At 73.2% G+C, this 16,479-nt stretch carries 14 protein-coding genes; 13 read left to right on the forward strand and 1 reads right to left on the reverse strand.

Translation table 11 applies throughout. From position 1 onward, the window contains the following. From MMF93_RS29365 to MMF93_RS29420, 12 genes are read left to right on the forward strand one after another with little or no spacing between them, the layout of a single operon-like run. On the forward strand, positions 1 to 825 hold the full coding sequence (locus MMF93_RS29365) for an MlaE family ABC transporter permease (RefSeq protein ID WP_242756167.1): 825 nt from the start codon (positions 1 to 3) through the stop codon (positions 823 to 825). Continuing rightward, positions 822 to 2,207, forward strand: coding sequence for an MCE family protein (locus tag MMF93_RS29370; RefSeq protein ID WP_242756168.1), 1,386 nt, complete (start codon positions 822 to 824; stop codon positions 2,205 to 2,207). Before MMF93_RS29365 ends, MMF93_RS29370 begins: the two co-directional genes overlap by 4 nt. Next, on the forward strand, positions 2,204 to 3,235 hold the full coding sequence (locus MMF93_RS29375; protein ID WP_242756169.1) for an MCE family protein: 1,032 nt from the start codon (positions 2,204 to 2,206) through the stop codon (positions 3,233 to 3,235). The genes MMF93_RS29370 and MMF93_RS29375 overlap by 4 nt, the downstream gene beginning before the upstream one ends. Next, positions 3,232 to 4,281 (forward strand): MCE family protein, encoded by a 1,050-nt coding sequence (locus MMF93_RS29380; protein WP_242756170.1) that lies wholly within the window; start codon positions 3,232 to 3,234, stop codon positions 4,279 to 4,281. Before MMF93_RS29375 ends, MMF93_RS29380 begins: the two co-directional genes overlap by 4 nt. Continuing rightward, positions 4,278 to 5,423 (forward strand): MCE family protein, encoded by a 1,146-nt coding sequence (locus MMF93_RS29385; protein ID WP_242756171.1) that lies wholly within the window; start codon positions 4,278 to 4,280, stop codon positions 5,421 to 5,423. Before MMF93_RS29380 ends, MMF93_RS29385 begins: the two co-directional genes overlap by 4 nt. Then, entirely contained in the window at positions 5,420 to 6,739 is a 1,320-nt protein-coding gene (locus tag MMF93_RS29390; protein WP_242756172.1) for an MCE family protein, read from the forward strand. Before MMF93_RS29385 ends, MMF93_RS29390 begins: the two co-directional genes overlap by 4 nt. Then, complete coding sequence (locus MMF93_RS29395) at positions 6,739 to 7,992, forward strand: MlaD family protein (RefSeq protein ID WP_242756173.1); 1,254 nt, start codon at positions 6,739 to 6,741, stop codon at positions 7,990 to 7,992. The genes MMF93_RS29390 and MMF93_RS29395 overlap by 1 nt, the downstream gene beginning before the upstream one ends. Continuing rightward, a complete protein-coding gene (locus tag MMF93_RS29400; protein WP_341483315.1) occupies positions 7,989 to 8,663 on the forward strand; it encodes a hypothetical protein in 675 nt (224 codons plus the stop codon). Before MMF93_RS29395 ends, MMF93_RS29400 begins: the two co-directional genes overlap by 4 nt. Beyond that, positions 8,660 to 9,208: a hypothetical protein gene (locus tag MMF93_RS29405; protein WP_242756174.1), complete on the forward strand. Its 549-nt coding sequence runs from the start codon at positions 8,660 to 8,662 to the stop codon at positions 9,206 to 9,208. The genes MMF93_RS29400 and MMF93_RS29405 overlap by 4 nt, the downstream gene beginning before the upstream one ends. Before the next feature lie 5 nt (positions 9,209 to 9,213). Next, positions 9,214 to 9,885, forward strand: a complete 672-nt coding sequence (locus MMF93_RS29410; RefSeq protein ID WP_242756175.1) for a nuclear transport factor 2 family protein — start codon at positions 9,214 to 9,216, stop codon at positions 9,883 to 9,885. 20 nt (positions 9,886 to 9,905) lie between these two features. Then, the gene (locus tag MMF93_RS29415; RefSeq protein ID WP_242756176.1) at positions 9,906 to 10,790 is read left to right on the forward strand and encodes a hypothetical protein; all 885 of its coding nucleotides are present in this window, start codon (positions 9,906 to 9,908) and stop codon (positions 10,788 to 10,790) included. Positions 10,791 to 10,800: 10 nt separating this feature from the next. Then, positions 10,801 to 12,048: a lytic transglycosylase domain-containing protein gene (locus MMF93_RS29420; RefSeq protein ID WP_242756177.1), complete on the forward strand. Its 1,248-nt coding sequence runs from the start codon at positions 10,801 to 10,803 to the stop codon at positions 12,046 to 12,048. A gap of 234 nt (positions 12,049 to 12,282) precedes the next feature. Here the strand turns inward: MMF93_RS29420 and MMF93_RS29425 are convergent, their stop codons facing one another. Beyond that, positions 12,283 to 13,344 carry a cation diffusion facilitator family transporter gene (locus MMF93_RS29425; protein WP_242756178.1) on the reverse strand — a complete coding sequence of 354 codons (1,062 nt, stop codon included), beginning with the start codon at positions 13,342 to 13,344 and terminating at the stop codon, positions 12,283 to 12,285. Between the two features lie 419 nt (positions 13,345 to 13,763). Here MMF93_RS29425 and MMF93_RS29430 point away from each other — a divergent pair, with 419 nt between their 5' ends. Then, entirely contained in the window at positions 13,764 to 16,346 is a 2,583-nt protein-coding gene (locus MMF93_RS29430; protein ID WP_242756180.1) for a beta-glucosidase family protein, read from the forward strand. Positions 16,347 to 16,479 lie beyond the last annotated feature (133 nt).

The following is a 16,479-nucleotide window of genomic DNA, read 5'->3' on the forward strand; positions in this document are numbered from 1 at the left end:
ATGGCCCAGCCCGGCCCGCAGGCCCGCCTGTTCGGCTGGCTCGACAAACCCGGGGACCAGTTTCTCTTCCACGTGCGCGCGCTGCTGTGGATCCCCAAGGCGCTGCTGCGCTACCTGCACGAGGTGCTGCGGCTGCTGGCGCAGGTGGCGTTCGGCAGCGGCGGCCTCGGCGTCATCGGCGGCACCGTCGGCGTGATGACCGCCATGACCCTCTTCACCGGCACGGTCGTCGGCATGCAGGGGTACGCCGCGCTCGACCAGATCGGCACCGACGCGTTCACCGGCTTCATCTCCGCCTACTTCAACACCCGCGAGATCGCCCCCCTGGTGGCGGGCCTCGCGCTGTCCGCGACCCTCGGCGCGGGCTTCACCGCCCAACTGGGCGCCATGCGCATCAACGAGGAGATCGACGCCCTCGACAGCATGGGCATCCGCTCCATGCCGTACCTGGTCACCACCCGCATCATCGCCGGCGTCATCGGCATCCTCCCGCTGTACGGCATCGGGCTGCTCAGCTCCTACCTGTCCTCCCGCTTCATCACCGTCTTCTACAACGGCCAGTCGGCCGGCACCTACGACCACTACTTCACGCTGTTCCTCTCGCCCACCGACGTGCTGCTCTCCTTCCTGAAGGTCTTCGTCTTCAGCGTCATGGTGATCGTCACCCACTGCTACTACGGCTACCGCGCCGAGGGAGGACCCGCGGGCGTCGGCATCGCGGTGGGACGGTCGGTGCGCAACGCGATCGTGCTCATCAGCGTCACCGACTTCTTCCTCAGCCTGGCCCTGTGGGGCGCCACCACGACCGTGAAGGTCGCCGGATGAGCGCCGCCGTGGAAGGAGAGCGCGGCGTCACGGCCCGCCGCCGGCTGGCGGGCGTCGTCTTCCTGCTGGTACCCGCGCTGCTGATCTGGCTGGCGGTCGCCGTCTACGACAAGCAGTTCTCCGACGACGCCGAGATCACCGTGCGCACCTCGCAGGCGGGCAATGAGATGCACGTCAACGCGGACGTGAAGATGCGCGGCGTCGTCGTCGGCCAGGTGCGCGAGATCAGCTCCGACGGGCGGGGGGCGCGGCTGCGGGTGGCGCTCCACCGCGACAAGCTGGAGGGCATCCCCGCGGACGTGCGCGCCCAGATGCTGCCCACCACCGTCTTCGGCCAGCGCTACGTGGCGCTCGTGGCGCCCGAGAACCCGTCGCCGAAGGCGATCAGCGCCGGTGCCACCATCCCGCAGGACCGCAGCCGCAACGCCATCGAGCTCGAAGAGGTGCTGGACAGCCTGCTGCCCACCCTCACCGCCGTGCAGCCGCAGAAGCTGTCGGCGACCCTGACCGCCGTCGCGCAGGCGTTGGAGGGCAGGGGCGACGCGCTCGGCGAGACCCTCGTCACGCTCGACGCCTACCTGGCCAAGCTCAACCCGCACCTGCCGGCGCTCAACCGCGACATCAAGGAACTCGTCGAGGTCAGCCACCTGTACGCCGACACGGCGCCCGACATCCTCACCGCGCTCTCCGACTTCGCCACCACCAGCAGCACGCTGGCGGAGAAGGCCGAGGACCTGTCCACCGCGTACGGCGCGGCCACCGGCACAGCGCGCGAGATGACAACCTTCCTGCGGGAGAACCGGGGCAACATCATCCGGCTGGCCGCGGCGAGCCGCCCCACCCTGCGCACTCTCGCCGCGCAGTCCCCGGCCTTCCCCTGCACCCTGCGCACGCTCGCCACCTTCGTGCCCGTGATGGACCAGGCGCTCGGCAAGGGCACCGACGAGCCGGGCCTGCACGTCGACCTGAAGGTCGTGCCCTCACGCGGCAAGTACCGCCCCGGCAAGGACACCCCCGCATACGGGAACACCGGCGGCGGCCCGCGCTGCTACTCCGTCCCCTACCTCGGACCCGCAGGCGGTACGCGGGCGCAGGGCGCCGGCGAGGCGAAGGGGCCGGGCAGCGCGGGAGACTCCGAGCCAGGGCCGGCGGACACCGAGGATGCCGAGGACGCCAAGGAGCGGACACCCGATCCGGCTCCCGAAGGCGCGACTCTCGCGGACGCCCGAGGCGGTGCGGGGATGCCCAACTCGCCCCAGGAGAACCGGTTGATCAACGAGCTGCTGGCGGCAGGAGCGGACGCGTCGGCCACCGACCTGCCCGGCTGGAGCAGCGTCCTGGTCGGCCCCGCGCTGCGCGGTACGGAGGTGAGCCTGCGATGAAGCGCGCAGGCCTGGCAGGCCCGCTGATCAAGTCGCTCGTGTTCGTGCTCACGACCTCCCTGGCCACCGCCGTCCTCGCGCTGAGCATCTCCCACACCGGCGTCGGGGAGAGCGACACCTACCGGGCGCGGTTCAGCGACGTCACCGGGCTCGTGGAGGGCGACAGCGTCCGGATCGCGGGCGTACGGGTCGGCCAGGTCGACCACATCGCCGTCGTCGACCGCCGTATCGCCGAGGTGCGGTTCTCCATCGAGAAGGGCCGGAGGCTGCCGGCCTCGGTGCACGCCTCGGTGAAATACCTCAACATGGTCGGCCAGCGCTACGTCGACCTCAGACGCGGCAGCGGGCCCGTCGGGCACGACCTCGCCGCGGACGGGACCATCCCGCTCAGCCGCACGACACCCGCGCTGGACCTCACCCAGCTCTTCAACGGCTTCAAGCCCCTGTTCGAAGGCCTGTCGCCCAAGGAGACCAACCAGCTGGCCGGGGAGATCATCCAGGTGCTCCAGGGCGAGGGCTCGACCGTGACCTCGCTGGTCGGCCACATCAGCTCCCTGACCACCACGCTCGCCCGCAAGGACAAGGTCATCGGCTCCCTCATCAAGAACCTCGACACCGTGCTGGAGACCGTCAACCGGCGCGAGGAGAACTTCAACGAACTCGTCACCAGCCTCAGCGACCTGGTGTCCGGCTTCGCCAAGGACCGCAAGCCCCTCGGGGAGGCCGTCAGCGCCATGGGCGGGCTCGCCACCACCACGGCCGGGCTGGTCGAGGACGGCAGGGCGCCCCTCAAGGCGGACATCCGCGAACTGGGCCGGCTCTCCGGACAACTGAACGAGGGCACACCGCAGTTCGAGAAGTTCCTGCGCACCTCGCCGCGGAAGATGCGCACCCTCGCCAGGGCGGCCTCCTACGGCTCCTGGTTCAACACCTACCTGTGCGAGGCCCGGATCAGCGGTCTGCGCACCACGGACGGCAGCGAGCCGCCCACCGGCATCGGCATCAGCGAGCCGAGGTGCCGCGGATGAGCGCGACCAGGCGGCTGCGGATGCCGCGCGTGAAACCGATGTCGGAGCGCAACCCCATCGCCGTCTGCCTGGTCGGACTGGTCCTCCTCGCGCTGCTGGGCACCGCCGTCTACCGCGCCGACGACCTGCCGCTCATCGGCGGCGGCACCACCTACACCGCCGACTTCACCGAGGCGGCCGGGCTGCGCTCGGGCAACGAGGTGCGCGTCGCGGGCGTCAAGGTCGGTGAGGTGTCCGAGGTCGCCCTGGACGGCGCCAAGGTCAGGGTGTCCTTCAAGGTGAAGGACACCTGGGTGGGCGACGCCAGCAGGGCGGCCATCAGCATCCGCACCCTGCTGGGCGACAAGTACCTCGCACTCGATCCGCTGGGCAGCCGCGCACAGGACCCCGGCAAGCGCATCCCCGTCGGGCGCACCACGTCCCCTTACGACGTGACGCAGGCCTTCACCGGGCTCGGCCGCACCTTCGAGGAGATCGACTCGGCCAAGCTCGCCGAGAGCTTCCGGGCCGTCTCCGACACCTTCGCCGACACACCCGCCGACGTGCGCGGCGCGGCCAAGGGGCTCTCCAAGCTGTCGCAGACCCTCTCCTCCCGCGACACGGAACTGGCCGACCTGCTGGCCGGAGCCAAGAAACTGACCCGGACCCTCAAGGGCCAGCGGGATGAGTTCACCACCCTGCTGAGCGACGGCAACCTGCTACTGGCCGAGGTCCGCGCCCGCCGCGGCGCCATCCACCAGCTGCTGACCGGCACCCGCGACCTGGGCCGCGAGTTGACCGGCGTGGTGGACGACAACAACAAACAGCTCGGCCCCACGCTGCGCGCCCTCGACCGGGTCACCGGCGTGCTGGCGGACAACCGCCGGCGCCTCGACGACGCGCTCGCCGTCGCGGGGCCCTACTACCGCCTCGTCGGCAACACCCTGGGCAACGGCCGCTGGTTCGACAGCTACCTGTGCGGCCTCGTGCCCAAGCGCTATCTGCCGCCCGGCACTCCGCCGCAGACCGGCTGCCGTCCGCCGAAACCCGGAGGTGAGAGCCGATGAGCACCGAGCCCACACGCCCGCGCAGACGCAGCCTCGCCCTGGCCGCCGCCCTCGCCCTGGTGATCGGTGCCTCAGCCGGTGGCGCGACCGTGCTCGGCGGCCGGGACGGCACCCGCGTCACCGCCTGGTTCGAGCGGGCCGTCGGCGTCTACGAGGGCTCCGACCTGCGGGTGCTGGGCGTCCGCGTCGGCCGCGTCGAGGCCGTCGAACCGCACGGCAAGAAGGTGGAGGTCACCCTCCGCGTCGACGAGGGCGTCGACATCCCCGCGAACGCCCGAGCCGTCGTCATCGCCCCCAGCCTGGTCTCCGACCGCTACGTACAGCTCACCCCGGCCTACACCAAGGGGCCCAAGCTGGCGGACTCCGCCGTCCTGCCCTCGGGGCGCAACTCCGTCCCCCTGGAGGTCGACCAGCTCTACGCCAGCATCACCGAACTCAGCGACGCGCTCGGCCCCGAGGGCGCCAACGCCGACGGAGCGCTGTCCGAGCTGCTGGACGTCGGGGCCGAGAACCTGGACGGCAACGGGGCGGCCCTCGGCGAGTCCGTCGAGGAGTTCGGCAAGGCGGCCAAGACCCTCGAAGGCAACAGCGGCGACCTGTTCGCCACCGTCAGCTACCTGCGCTCCTTCACCAGCATGCTCAAGCGCAATGACACCCGGGTCCGCACGGCCGAGCGGCAGCTCTCGGACGTGACCACCTTCCTCGCCGAGGACAAGGAGAACCTCGCCCAGGCCCTCGCCCAGCTCGGCACGGCGCTGGGCAAGGTGAAGAAGTTCATCGAGGACAACCGCGGCAGCCTCAAGAAGAACGTCAAAAAGCTCGCCCCGATCACGCAGACCCTCGTCGACCAGCGCGCTTCCCTCGCCGAGGCGTTGGACACCGCGCCGCTGGCCGCGGGCAACTTCCTCAACATCTACAACCCGGACCAGGGCACCCTCGACAACCGCGCCAACATCAACGAGCTGAGCATGGGCGGCCCCCTGCTGCCCGCCCAGGGCTCCGCCGCCTCCGGCACGGCAGGGCTCGTGCCCGTCACCCCGAGCGAGCGCGAGGCGCTGCCCACCGTCCCCCTGCCCCCGGCAGGACCGGTCTACGGCACCCCCGAGAAGAAGACCGACGCACGTGAGGGGGCGGACCGATGAGCCGCGCACGCACGGGGAGACGGGCGGTGGCGGTGCGGGCCGGCACCGGAGTCGCCGCCGCCGCGGTGGCCGCCGCGCTGGGGCTCACCCTGCTCGGCGGCGGAGTGGACCTGCCGCGGTTCGGCGGCCTGGAGGACCTGCCGCTGCCCGGCGGCGCCGACCTCGGCGACCACCCGTACACGGTGACCGCCGAGTTCCGCGACGTGCTCAGCCTCGTCCCGCAGTCCTCCGTGAAGATGAACGACGTCACCGTCGGCAAGATCACCAAGATCACGCTCGGCAGGAAGGGCTGGACGGCCAAGGTCACCATGCGCCTCAACGGGCGCGTGCGGCTCCCGGCGACGCCCTACGCGCGCATCGAACAGTCCAGCCTGCTGGGCGAGAAGTACGTCCAGATCCTCGACCCGCCGAAGGGCGAGCACACCGGGGGCCGGGGCGGCTCCCTGCCCGCCGCGCCCGCCGCCCACCACGCCGGCAGTCGCCGCAGCACCCACATCCCGCTGGCCCGCACCAACCGCAACCCCGAGGTCGAAGAGGTGCTCGGCGCCCTCTCGCTGCTGCTCAACGGCGGCGGCGTCAGTCAGCTCAAGACCATCACCACCGAGCTGAACAAGGCCCTCGACGGCAACGAGGAGGAGGCCAGGTCGATGCTGCGCCGCGTCAACAAGCTGGTCGGCGACCTCGACCGGCACAAAAGCGACATCACCGGTGCGCTCGACGGCGTCAACCGGCTCTCCGCCACCCTCGCCGCACGCAAGAAGAGCATCAACACCGTCCTCACCGAGGTCAGCCCCGGCCTGACCACGCTGGAGGACCAGCGCGGGCAGCTGATGACGATGCTGCGCTCCCTCGACACCCTCTCCGGCGTCGCCGTCGACACCGTCAACCGCAGCAAGGACGACATCGTCGCCGACCTCAGGGCCCTCGCCCCCACCCTGCGCCGCCTCGCCGACTCGGGCCAGGACCTGCCCGACTCGCTCCAGGTGCTGTTCACCTACCCGTTCACCGACGAGGTCCTGACCGGAGTCAAGGGCGACTACCTCAACCTCTATCTGCGGGTGACGGCCCCCCGCGGCACCACCCTGCGACCGCCGCTGGAGGAGGAACCGATCCCCACCGACCCGGGCGCCGCGGGGGCCGGCAGCCCCGCCGCGCTGCCCCTGCCCGCGGTCACCACGGCGCCCGACGCGGCAGCCGCCCCCGACACGTCAGGCGCGGCAGCCGCCCCCGACACGTCAGGCGCGGCAGCCGCCCCCGACACGTCAGGCGCGGCAGCCGCCCCCGACGCATCCGGCGCGGCCGGGGGTGAGCGCTGATGCTGACGCGCGCCGTCCTCGTCAAGAACATCGCCTTCCTCGTCCTGGCCGTACTCGTCCTCGGCCTGATCGGCGTCCGCTACGCCGACGTGGGCCGCTACGTGGGCCTGCGCGACTACTACACCGTCCGGGTGGAACTCGCCCGCACAGGCGGCCTGTACGAGCACGCCAACGTCACCTACCGCGGCGTGTCCGTCGGGCGGGTCGACACCCTCGACCTCACCGACACCGGCGTCGCCGCCGACCTGCGGATCAACACCTCGGCGCCCCGCATCCCCGACGCACTCGAAGCCGTCGTCGCCAACCTCTCGGCCGTCGGCGAGCAGTACATCGACCTGCGCCCCAGTACCAAGAAGGGCCCCTACCTGCACGAGGGCTCCGTCATCCGCCAGGCCGACACCGACCTGCCCGCGCCTCCCACCAAGGTGCTGGCCAGCGTCGACAACCTGGTCTCCTCCGTCCCGCACGACGCGCTGCGTACCGTCGTCGACGAGCTCGGCACCACCTTCGAGGGGCGCGGCGACGATCTGGAGGTCCTGCTGGAGACGGGCAGCGAGTTCCTCGACTCCGCCGACGCGGCCGCCCCCGAGACCACCGGACTCATCGTCGACTCGGAAACCGTGCTGCGCACCCAGCGCGAAGAAGGCGCGGCCCTGCGCGACTTCGCCACCGGCACCCGGGAACTGCTGGCACAGCTGAAGGAGTCCGACCCCGACCTGCGCCGCCTCATCGCCCGCACCCCCGGCGCCGCGACCCAGGTGACGGGCCTGCTGCGCGACCTCGACCCCAGCCTCAGCGTGCTGCTCGCCAACCTCACCACCACCTCCGAGCTCGCCCTCACCCGGCAGCGCGGCATCGAGGAACTCCTCGTCACCCTGCCCCGGGTGGCCGCGGCCGGCTCCACCGCCATCACCAAGGAAGGCGCCACACTCGGCATGTCACTCGCCTTCTTCGACCCGCTGCCGTGCACGGCGGGGTACGAGGGAACCCGCTACCGCAACGGCCTCGAGACGGGGAAGGCGCCGCCGCTCAACGAGCGCGCGCACTGCGCCTCGCCGCCTGCGAGCGGCAAGAACGTACGCGGCTCCGCCAACGCCCCCACGGGCGGCCCGCTGCCGGCGCCCGCGCGCCCGGGATCCCTCGCCACCGACCACGCGGACCGGCTGACCGCCCGCTCCGGTGACGGAGCCACACGGCAACCGCGCGACATGGCCGCTCTGCTCGGACTGGAGCCGGGGAAGGAGGAGAAGTGAGCACCGACGTACAGGGCCGAGCCGACACCGGGCCTGACCCGACGGGGGAGGACCCCGGCGCGGACGAGGCCGCTGCCGGCGGAGGTGTTGCCGGCGAGCACGTCGCGGACGAGGAGGCCGCCGCCGGGGCCCCGAGCGGGGAGGCCACCGGGGCGCCGCAACGGCCGCGCGGCGCGGTCTGGCCGGCCGTGGCGCTGCTCGCCGCGCTGCTGTTCTGCGCGGCCTCGGCATGGCTCTACTGGAGCGCGCACACCGACGAGGATCTCGTCTACTCCCGCGCCCGCGACCAGGCACTCGCCGCCGGGCGCACCCATCTCGCCACCCTCAACTCCATCGACGCCCAGCACATCGCCGCCGGACTGCGCGAGTGGCGCGAAGCGACCACAGGACCGCTCCGCGACCAGCTGCGCCGCGACGAGAACAAGAGCGCCGACACGCTCAGGGAGCGCGGCACCAGCGCCCGCGCCCGGGTCACCGACGCGGCGCTCACCGGACTGGACGACACGGCGGGCACCGCCGAACTGATCGCTACCGTGCGCATCACGACCACGACCCGGTCAGGTGCGCCCGCCGCCGACCGCAAGCGCATGACGGCCGGACTCGAACGGACGGACGACGGGTGGAAGCTCACCTCGCTTGCTCCCGTCCCGGTGGGGGAGGAGCGCCGATGAGACGCCCCGTCTTCCCCCGCACGGTTCGGCTGCTGGCCCTGCTGGGCAGCCGACGTGCCCGCTGGTACGTGGTGTCGGTGCTCGTCCTGGCGCTCGCCGCCGGGACCGGTTTCCTCGTGCGGGCGGCCCAGTTGACGAGCAGCGACGCGGCCCGCAACGCCGCACTGACCGACCGCGCGGCCACCAGCAGGGCCTCCGGCGAGGTCAGTGACGCGCTCTCCCGCATCTTCTCGTACACCCCCGAGGGCCTGGCCCGCACCGAACAGGCGGCCGACGACCTGCTCGCGGGCAAGGCGGCGCGCCAGTACGACACGTTGTTCGCGCAGGTGACGAAGCGGGCGCGGGAGCAGAAGCTGACGCTCGCCACCCGTGTCGTCGACGCCGGGGTGACCCGGCTGCGCGGCGACCGCGCCGAACTGCTCGTCTTCCTCGACCAGACCACGAGCCGCGAGGGCCACGAGCCCACCCACGCCGCCGCGCAGCTCTCCGTCACCGCACACCGCGACCACGGCGACTGGCGGATCGTCGCGATGAAGGCCAGGTGAGACCGATGAGCACAGCACCCGAGGCGGACGCCGCCGTCGCCACGCCGGACGCCGACGCGCCCGATGAGGAAGCGGCACGGACGGAGGGTGGGAACGGGAAGGCCGCAACGACACGGGCGAAGCGCGGACGCGTCCGCCGGCTCACCGGCGGCGGCCCCCTCCGTACGGCGGCGCTCGCCCTGGCCTTCGCGGCGCTGTGCTCGGCCGTGTGGGCCGGCTTCTCCTGGTACGGCGCCGCACACGACGACACCCTGGAGTACGCCGCGGCCCGCGACGAGGTGCGTTCGGCCGGCGAGCAGGCGGTGCAGAACCTCAACACACTCGACCACCGCAAGGTCGACGCGGGGCTCGACTCCTGGGAGGAGTCCACCACCGGCGAGCTGCGCGGCCAACTGAAGAAGGGCCGCAAGGAATTCGAGAAGCAGATCCGCGCGGCCAAGACCGTCACGTCGGCGCGGATCCTCTCCAGCGCCGTCGCCGAGCTGGACGAGCGGGCAGGGCGGGCCGGTGTGCTGGTCGCGGTGAGGACCACGGTCAAAGCACCAAAGGAGAAGCCCGCGACCAAACAGACCCGGATGCGCGGCGAACTCACCCGCACCGAGGACGGCTGGAAGCTCAGCGCCCTCGCCCAGGTGCCGGTCGGCTACTCCGCCACCGCACCGGACGAGCGCGGCTGACCGAGCGAGGAGCAGCACCCATGTCCACCACCCGCCACCTCGTCAACCGCCAACGCCGCCTCGCCGACCGGCCGCGCACGGGCCGGGCGCCGCAGCCGGACCGGCCCGACCCGACAGACCCGACAGACCCGACACCCGGACCGGAGCCCCGCGTCGACGATTCCGGTGGCGGGAAGCGCCGCGACACCACCTCGCGGGACATCGAGCCGCCCGCCGATGCCGAGTCGGCCACCGATGTCGAGTCGGCCACCGACGCACGCGGCAGGCGCACACCCGGGCCTATGGCCCTGGTGGCCCGGCTCGCCCGGCTCGTACGGGGCCGGGCACCGCGTGGGCGCGGGCTGCCGCTGGTCTGTGCCGTGCTCACCCTCCTGCTCGGCGGCTTCGCCGCCTGGGCGGCGACGGAGGCCGCGGGGCTGCGGGACGCGGCGTCCGCGCGGAACACCGCGCTGGCGGACGCCGCCGGTACGAGCCGGGTCAAGGGCGAGGTCACCAGCGCCGTCAACGCGCTCTTCTCCTACGACCACGCCAAGCCGGGCAAGAACGAGGACGCGGCGCGCCGTCTGTTGACCGGCAAGGCCGTCGAACAGCACCGCGAACTGCTCGCCACCGTCAGGAAACAGGGCCGCGAGCAGAAGCTCGTGTTGACCACGACCGTCACCGACAGCGCGGTCACGGCGCTCGAAGGCGACCGCGCACGGGTCCTCCTGTTCGCGGACCAGCACAGCGCCCGTACCGGAGCGCGGGGCGAGCACAAGGCGAAGGCGGACGAGAAGAAGGCGGACGAGAAGAAGGCGGACGGCGGGGCGGGGGACGACGCCACCTACGCCGGCGCCATGCTCGCGGTCAACGCCGTACGGCAGGACGGCACCTGGAAGATCGCGGCCATCGACACCCTCAGCTGAAGGACGGCCCATGACCCAGCAGGACGGGAAGAACGCGTCCCGGCGATCCGGACCGGGCAGGCCGGGCAGCGGGGGCGGACGCTCCCGGCAGGGCAGACACACCGCGGCCGGCGACCGCGTGGCGCTGCCCGCCGGCAGCGGGCGCGTGAGGCTGCGGCGGGGCGCCGCGGGCACCGCGCTCGCCGTGGTGGCGGTCGCCGTGCTGACGGCCTCGCAGGCCCCCGGGGTCGCCGGTGCCCGGGACGCTCGCGCTCCCTGGGACTCCCACCGCGCCGCCCCCTCCCCGGCAGGCGCTGCCGACGACGGTTCCTACCACACCGAACTGCCGCCCCTCGACGGCGCGTCCGGCCGGCTCGTCGACCGTGCGAGCACCCTCGCGACCGCGGCCGCCTCCGGCATCCCCGCCACCGTCCTGCGCGCCTACCGGCACGCCGCTGGAACTCTGCGCTCGACCACACCGGACTGCGGGCTGCCCTGGGAACTGCTGGCCGCCATCGGCAAGGTCGAGTCGGGACAGGCCCGCGGCGGCGACGTACGGCCCGACGGCACCACTCGCCGGCCGATTCTCGGCCCGGTACTCGACGGGCACGGGTTCGCCCGCATCCCGGACACGGACGGCGGCGCGCTGGACGGGAACGACACGTTCGACCGTGCCGTCGGCCCCCTGCAGTTCATCCCCTCCACCTGGCGCGCCTGGGCGTCCGACGGGAACCGGGACGGCAGGAAGGACCCCCACAACATCCACGACGCGGCACTGGCCGCCGGGCGCTACCTGTGCGCCGACGGCCGAGACCTGACCCGTGCACCGGGGCTGCACCGGGCGATCCTCAGCTACAACCACTCCGACGCCTACCTGCGCACCGTGCTGGCCTGGCTCCGCTTCTACCGCGAGGGCACCCACGCCGTACCCGACGGAGAGGGCGCCCTCCCCGCCGGGGGGAGCAGCAAGGGTTCGGGTGGCGGGAAACGCGCGAGCACGGGCGGGGACAGGGCGGCGGAAAAAGAGCGCGGCAAGGACTCGGGCAGCCGTCCGGGGAGCGGTGGCACCGGCCACGACGGCGACGCACCGGGACCGGGCACGCCGGGGCCTCGCCCCTCGCACCCGGAGCCTTCCGCGTCGGACGAGCCGACCGAGCCGCCGTCCTGCGACGGGGACACAGAGTCGCCGACGCCCACTCCCACCCCGACGGACACCCCCACCCCGTCCCCCTCGCCCACCCCGACGGACACGCCCTGCGAGAGCCCCTCGCAGGGGTGAGCGCCGCGAGAACAGCGCTGCTCGACGGCGCCGCACGCCGCCCAGGAAACGCACCGGGACGGAAGAAGCCGCCCGCGGACCCCCCACAGGCCGCGGGCGGCGGCCCAGCGGTGGCGCACGCCCCGGGCGGCTGACGCGTGCTACCCGGGACTGCTCCCAGAGTGCCCCACACCGGCCGGCCCCAGCAGGGGCCGAACGGCCCTTCTCCGAGGTCGGTGCCGGGCGGACGGCGGGTCAGTGCGGATGCGGCCCGTCGTGGTGGACGGGCCCGTGGGGGCTGTCGCAGTGCTTCGGCCCCGCGCCGACGGTCGTCAGCGCGTGGGCCCCGGACGGCAGGTGCCCCGCGTGGTCTATCTGGAGGGTGGTGTGGGTGAGGCCGTACCTGTCGGCCAGCAGCCTGTGCAGGTTCCGGCGGACCCTGTGGCAGTCGCCGCCGGGCTCGACCAGCACGTGCGCCGAGAGCGCGGGCTCGCCCGAGGTGATCGTCCAGATGTGCAGGTCGTGCACCTCGGTCACGGCGTCGGCGGCGGCCAGGTCGTCGCCCACCGCGTCCGGGTCGAGGCCGACGGGCGCCGCCTCCAGGAAGATCCGGCCGGATTCGCGCAGCAGCCCGTAGCCCGCCTTCAGCATCAGTGCGACGACCAGCAGTGTGGCGATGGCGTCGGCGCGGGCGTAGCCGGTCACCACGACGACGAGGCCGGCGACGGCGGTGCCGATGAAGGCGAAGAGGTCGTTGAGGATGTGCTGGTAGGCGCCCTCGACGTTCAGCGAGGAGCGGTTCGCGCGCGAGAGGCACCAGGTCGCCAGAAGGTTCACCACGATGCCGACCAGGGCCGTGGTGACCACCATCCAGCCCGTCACCTCGGGCGGGTCGAGCAGCCTGCGCACCGCCTCGTAGCCCAGCCACAGCGCTGCGAGCACCAGGGTGAGCCCGTTGGCGTGCGCGGAGAGGATCTCGGCGCGCTTGAGGCCGAAGGTGTAGCCGCCGCGCGCGGGCCGCGCCGAGAGCCGCATCGCGACCAGCGCCAGCACGATCGAGACGGCGTCGGTGAGCATGTGGGCCGCGTCCGACAGCAGGGCCAGCGAGCCGGCCAGTACGGCGATGGCCGTCTCGACGACGATGAAGGCGCAGATGAGGGCGAGCGCCAGCGAGAGCCAGCGCCGGTCGGCGCTAGCCGAGACTCCGTGCGAGTGCCCCGCGTGGCCGTGCTGCCCATGGTCGGGCCCCGCGTGGTCGTGCCGCCCGTGGTCGTGCCGCCCGTGGCCGCCCTGCTCAGCGGCCGGCTGCTGCCGCACTGGCGCCTCCCGGCCGGTCGCTCCGTGCCCGTGCCCGTGACTCCCGCTCACCCTCGATCCTCCCCATCGGCATGCCGCTCGCGTCGCTCCGGCTGCCTGAAGTGAAACCCACAGCGCCAAAAGGTGCAAAGGTTGCATCGGTGACCGTTGTCAATACCGATAACACCCTTCTGAGCTGCGGTTTCTTCATGATTCTCGTTGTCGTCGCGGTTCCCCGGCACTTCCGTGTCCGTGCCCTGGCGGGGCGGCGCCCGTGTCCGAACGGAAGTGGCACCCGTTTCCGCACGGGGGCGGCGCTCGCACCCGCACGGGGCGGCGCCGGCGGCCTTCGGCGGCTTTCGCGAGCCTGGTGGGGCCGGATCTGAGAGGCTGAACACAGCCAGTGAGCGATGTGAGCGACATGAGCGGTGTGAGTGGCTGTGAGTAGCAACAACCCCGGTTCCCCGAAGCCCGACCAGACGCGCGCCGAGTCCGACCAGACGCGCGCCGCCGCCGTGGAGGCCGCGCTCGCCCGGCTGGACCTGACCGCCAAGGTGGCGCTCCTCGGCGGTACCGACATGTGGTCGGTCGACCCCGCGGGCGCCCGGACGCAGGCCGGCTTCGGCCGCCTCGTCTTCTCCGACGGCCCGGCCGGGGTGCGGGGTGAGGACTGGAGCCCCGAGGACCCCAGCGTCGCCCTGCCCTCGCCGACGGCCATCGGCGCCACCTGGGACACCGGGGCCGCCCGGTGCGCCGGGCGGCTGCTGGCCCAGGAGGCCCGCGGCAAGGGTGCCCACGTCGTCTTGGCCCCCACCATCAACCTGCACCGCACCCCGTACGGCGGACGCCATTTCGAGGCGTACTCCGAGGACCCGGAACTGACCGGTGTGCTGGGCGCCGCGCTGGTCGCGGGGGTCCAGGAGGGCGGCGTCGGTGCCACCCCCAAGCACTACGTGGCCAACGACGCCGAGACCGACCGCTACACCGTGGACGTGCGCGCCGACGGCCGCACCCTGCGTGAGCTGTACCTCGCGCCCTTCGAACGGGTGGTGCGCACGGCCCGGCCCTGGGCGCTCATGGCCGCCTACAACAGCGTCAACGGCGTCACCATGAGCGAACACGACGTGCTCGTGGGCGGTGTGCTGCGCGGCGAGTGGGGCTTCGACGGCGCCCTGGTCTCCGACTGGACGGGAGCCCGCTCCACCGTCGGCTGCGCCCTCGGGGGCCTCGACCTGGCCATGCCGGGCCCTGACACCGTCTACGGCGAGCACCTGGTCGCCGCCGTCCGCGAGGGCAAGGTCGCCGAGGAGACGGTCGACGCCCTCGCCCGGCGGGTGCTGCTGCTGGCCGCACGCGTCGGCGTCCTCGGCGACGTCCCGCCCGCCGTCCCCGACACAGCGCTGCCCGCACCGCTGGACGGGCCCGCCACCGTGCGTGACCTGGCCGCGCGCTCCTTCGTCCTGCTGCGCAACGAAGGCGGCGTGCTGCCGCTCGCCGAGGCCACCGCCGCGGCCCCCGATGCCGCCACCGAAGCGCCACCCCGCCGCCGGATCGCGGTCAGCGGCCTGCACGCCTCCGTGCCCCGGTTCGGCGGCGGAGGCAGCTCGCAGGTCTTCCCCGCCCGGGTCAGCGCCCCTGTGGACGCGCTCCGCGCCGCGCTCGGGGACGGGACCGAGCTCACCTACGAGCCGGGACCCGACCCGCGCTCGCGCCTCGGGCCCGCGACCCGGGCCGACGGCTTCCGGCTGACGGCCGTCCTGCACGGCCTGGACGACGCCGAGCTCGCCCGCGCGGACCAACAGGACGGCAGCGTCCGCTGGATGGGTGGCCTGCCGGGCGGTGCCTCCTTCTCCGACCTGGGCCGCGTCGAGCTGACGGGCGCGTTCACCCCGGCGTGGAGCGGCACGCACCGGCTGGCCGTCAGCGGTGTCGGCCACTTCCGGCTGGAGGCGGGGGAGCGGGTGCTCTACGACGGGGAGCTCCAGCCCGAGAGCGAGGACCCGGCTGCCGCCTTCCTCAACCCTCCGCAGCAGGTCTTCCTCCTCGACGCGGAGGCCGGGGCGAGCGTCCCCGTGCGGCTCGTCTACTCGGTCTCCTCGAACGGCGTCGGCGGCCTGTTCGGGCTGATCTCCTTCGCGCTCGGCTACGGCGCCCCCGCCGTGCCCGAGGACGAGCTGATCGACCGGGCCGTACGGGAGGCCGCGGCCGCCGACACCGCGCTCGTCTTCGTCGGCACCACGGACGAGTCGGAGAGCGAGGGCGTCGACCGCGACACCCTGGCCCTTCCGGGTCGCCAGGACGACCTGGTCGCCCGCGTCGCCGAGGCCAACCCCCGCACCGTCGTCGTGGTCAACGCCGGGGCGCCCGTACTGATGCCCTGGCGGCACGACGTCGCCGCCGTACTCCTGTGCTGGTTCCCCGGTCAGGCGGGCGGTGACGCGCTCGCCGACGTGCTGCTCGGCGCGGCGGAACCCGGCGGGAGGCTGCCGACCACCTGGCCCGACGCGGAGGACGACCTGCCCGTGCGCCAGGTCGTCCCCGGGCCTGACGGGCAGTTGCCGTACGCCGAGGGCCCGTGGATCGGCTACCGCGCCTGGCGGCGGGCCGACGGGCCCCAGCCCGCCTACTGGTTCGGCCACGGCCTCGGCTACACCACGTGGGAGTACGAGTCCCTGAACATCACGGGGCGCACCCCCGCCCCGCAGGGCGACGACCCGTACACGTCCGTCGCCGAGGTCGTCGTCCGCGTCCGCAACAGCGGCCACCGTGCGGGACGCGAGGTCGTCCAGCTCTACCTCGGGCCCGACGGGGCCGACCGCAGGCTCGCCGCCTTCGCCGTCGTGCAGGCCGCCCCCGGAGCCTCGGCGGACGCCAGGCTGACCGTCCCCCTGCGTGCGGTGCAGTCCTGGGACGACACGACGCTGGCCTGGCGCGCCCATCCGGGGCCCGCCACGTTCGCGGCGGGCCGCAGCGCGGCCGACATCCGTCTGACGGCCGAGCTGGAACTGGCCGTCGAGGGCTGAACACCACCGACGGTGGGTGTGGGGTCGGTGTGCTGTGGGTGACGGCGGCGGGGGCCGGATGTGAGGGCACCCATAGGGGCCAGATCACATACGAAGCACCTTCGTATGTCCGGTTTGCCGGGTTCGGGGGTGA

The organism is Streptomyces tubbatahanensis (assembly GCF_022699385.1).
GTDB classification, from domain to species: domain Bacteria; phylum Actinomycetota; class Actinomycetes; order Streptomycetales; family Streptomycetaceae; genus Streptomyces; species Streptomyces diacarni.

Coding starts and splice junctions, on each gene's coding strand:
- MMF93_RS29390 (WP_242756172.1), top strand. CDS start 5,420: ATGAGCCGCGCACGCACGGGGAGACGGGCGGTGGCGGTGCGGGCCGGC.
- MMF93_RS29410 (WP_242756175.1), top strand. CDS start 9,214: ATGAGCACAGCACCCGAGGCGGACGCCGCCGTCGCCACGCCGGACGCC.
- MMF93_RS29365 (WP_242756167.1), top strand. CDS start 1: ATGGCCCAGCCCGGCCCGCAGGCCCGCCTGTTCGGCTGGCTCGACAAA.
- MMF93_RS29405 (WP_242756174.1), top strand. CDS start 8,660: ATGAGACGCCCCGTCTTCCCCCGCACGGTTCGGCTGCTGGCCCTGCTG.
- MMF93_RS29415 (WP_242756176.1), top strand. CDS start 9,906: ATGTCCACCACCCGCCACCTCGTCAACCGCCAACGCCGCCTCGCCGAC.
- MMF93_RS29385 (WP_242756171.1), top strand. CDS start 4,278: ATGAGCACCGAGCCCACACGCCCGCGCAGACGCAGCCTCGCCCTGGCC.
- MMF93_RS29395 (WP_242756173.1), top strand. CDS start 6,739: ATGCTGACGCGCGCCGTCCTCGTCAAGAACATCGCCTTCCTCGTCCTG.
- MMF93_RS29375 (WP_242756169.1), top strand. CDS start 2,204: ATGAAGCGCGCAGGCCTGGCAGGCCCGCTGATCAAGTCGCTCGTGTTC.
- MMF93_RS29380 (WP_242756170.1), top strand. CDS start 3,232: ATGAGCGCGACCAGGCGGCTGCGGATGCCGCGCGTGAAACCGATGTCG.
- MMF93_RS29420 (WP_242756177.1), top strand. CDS start 10,801: ATGACCCAGCAGGACGGGAAGAACGCGTCCCGGCGATCCGGACCGGGC.
- MMF93_RS29370 (WP_242756168.1), top strand. CDS start 822: ATGAGCGCCGCCGTGGAAGGAGAGCGCGGCGTCACGGCCCGCCGCCGG.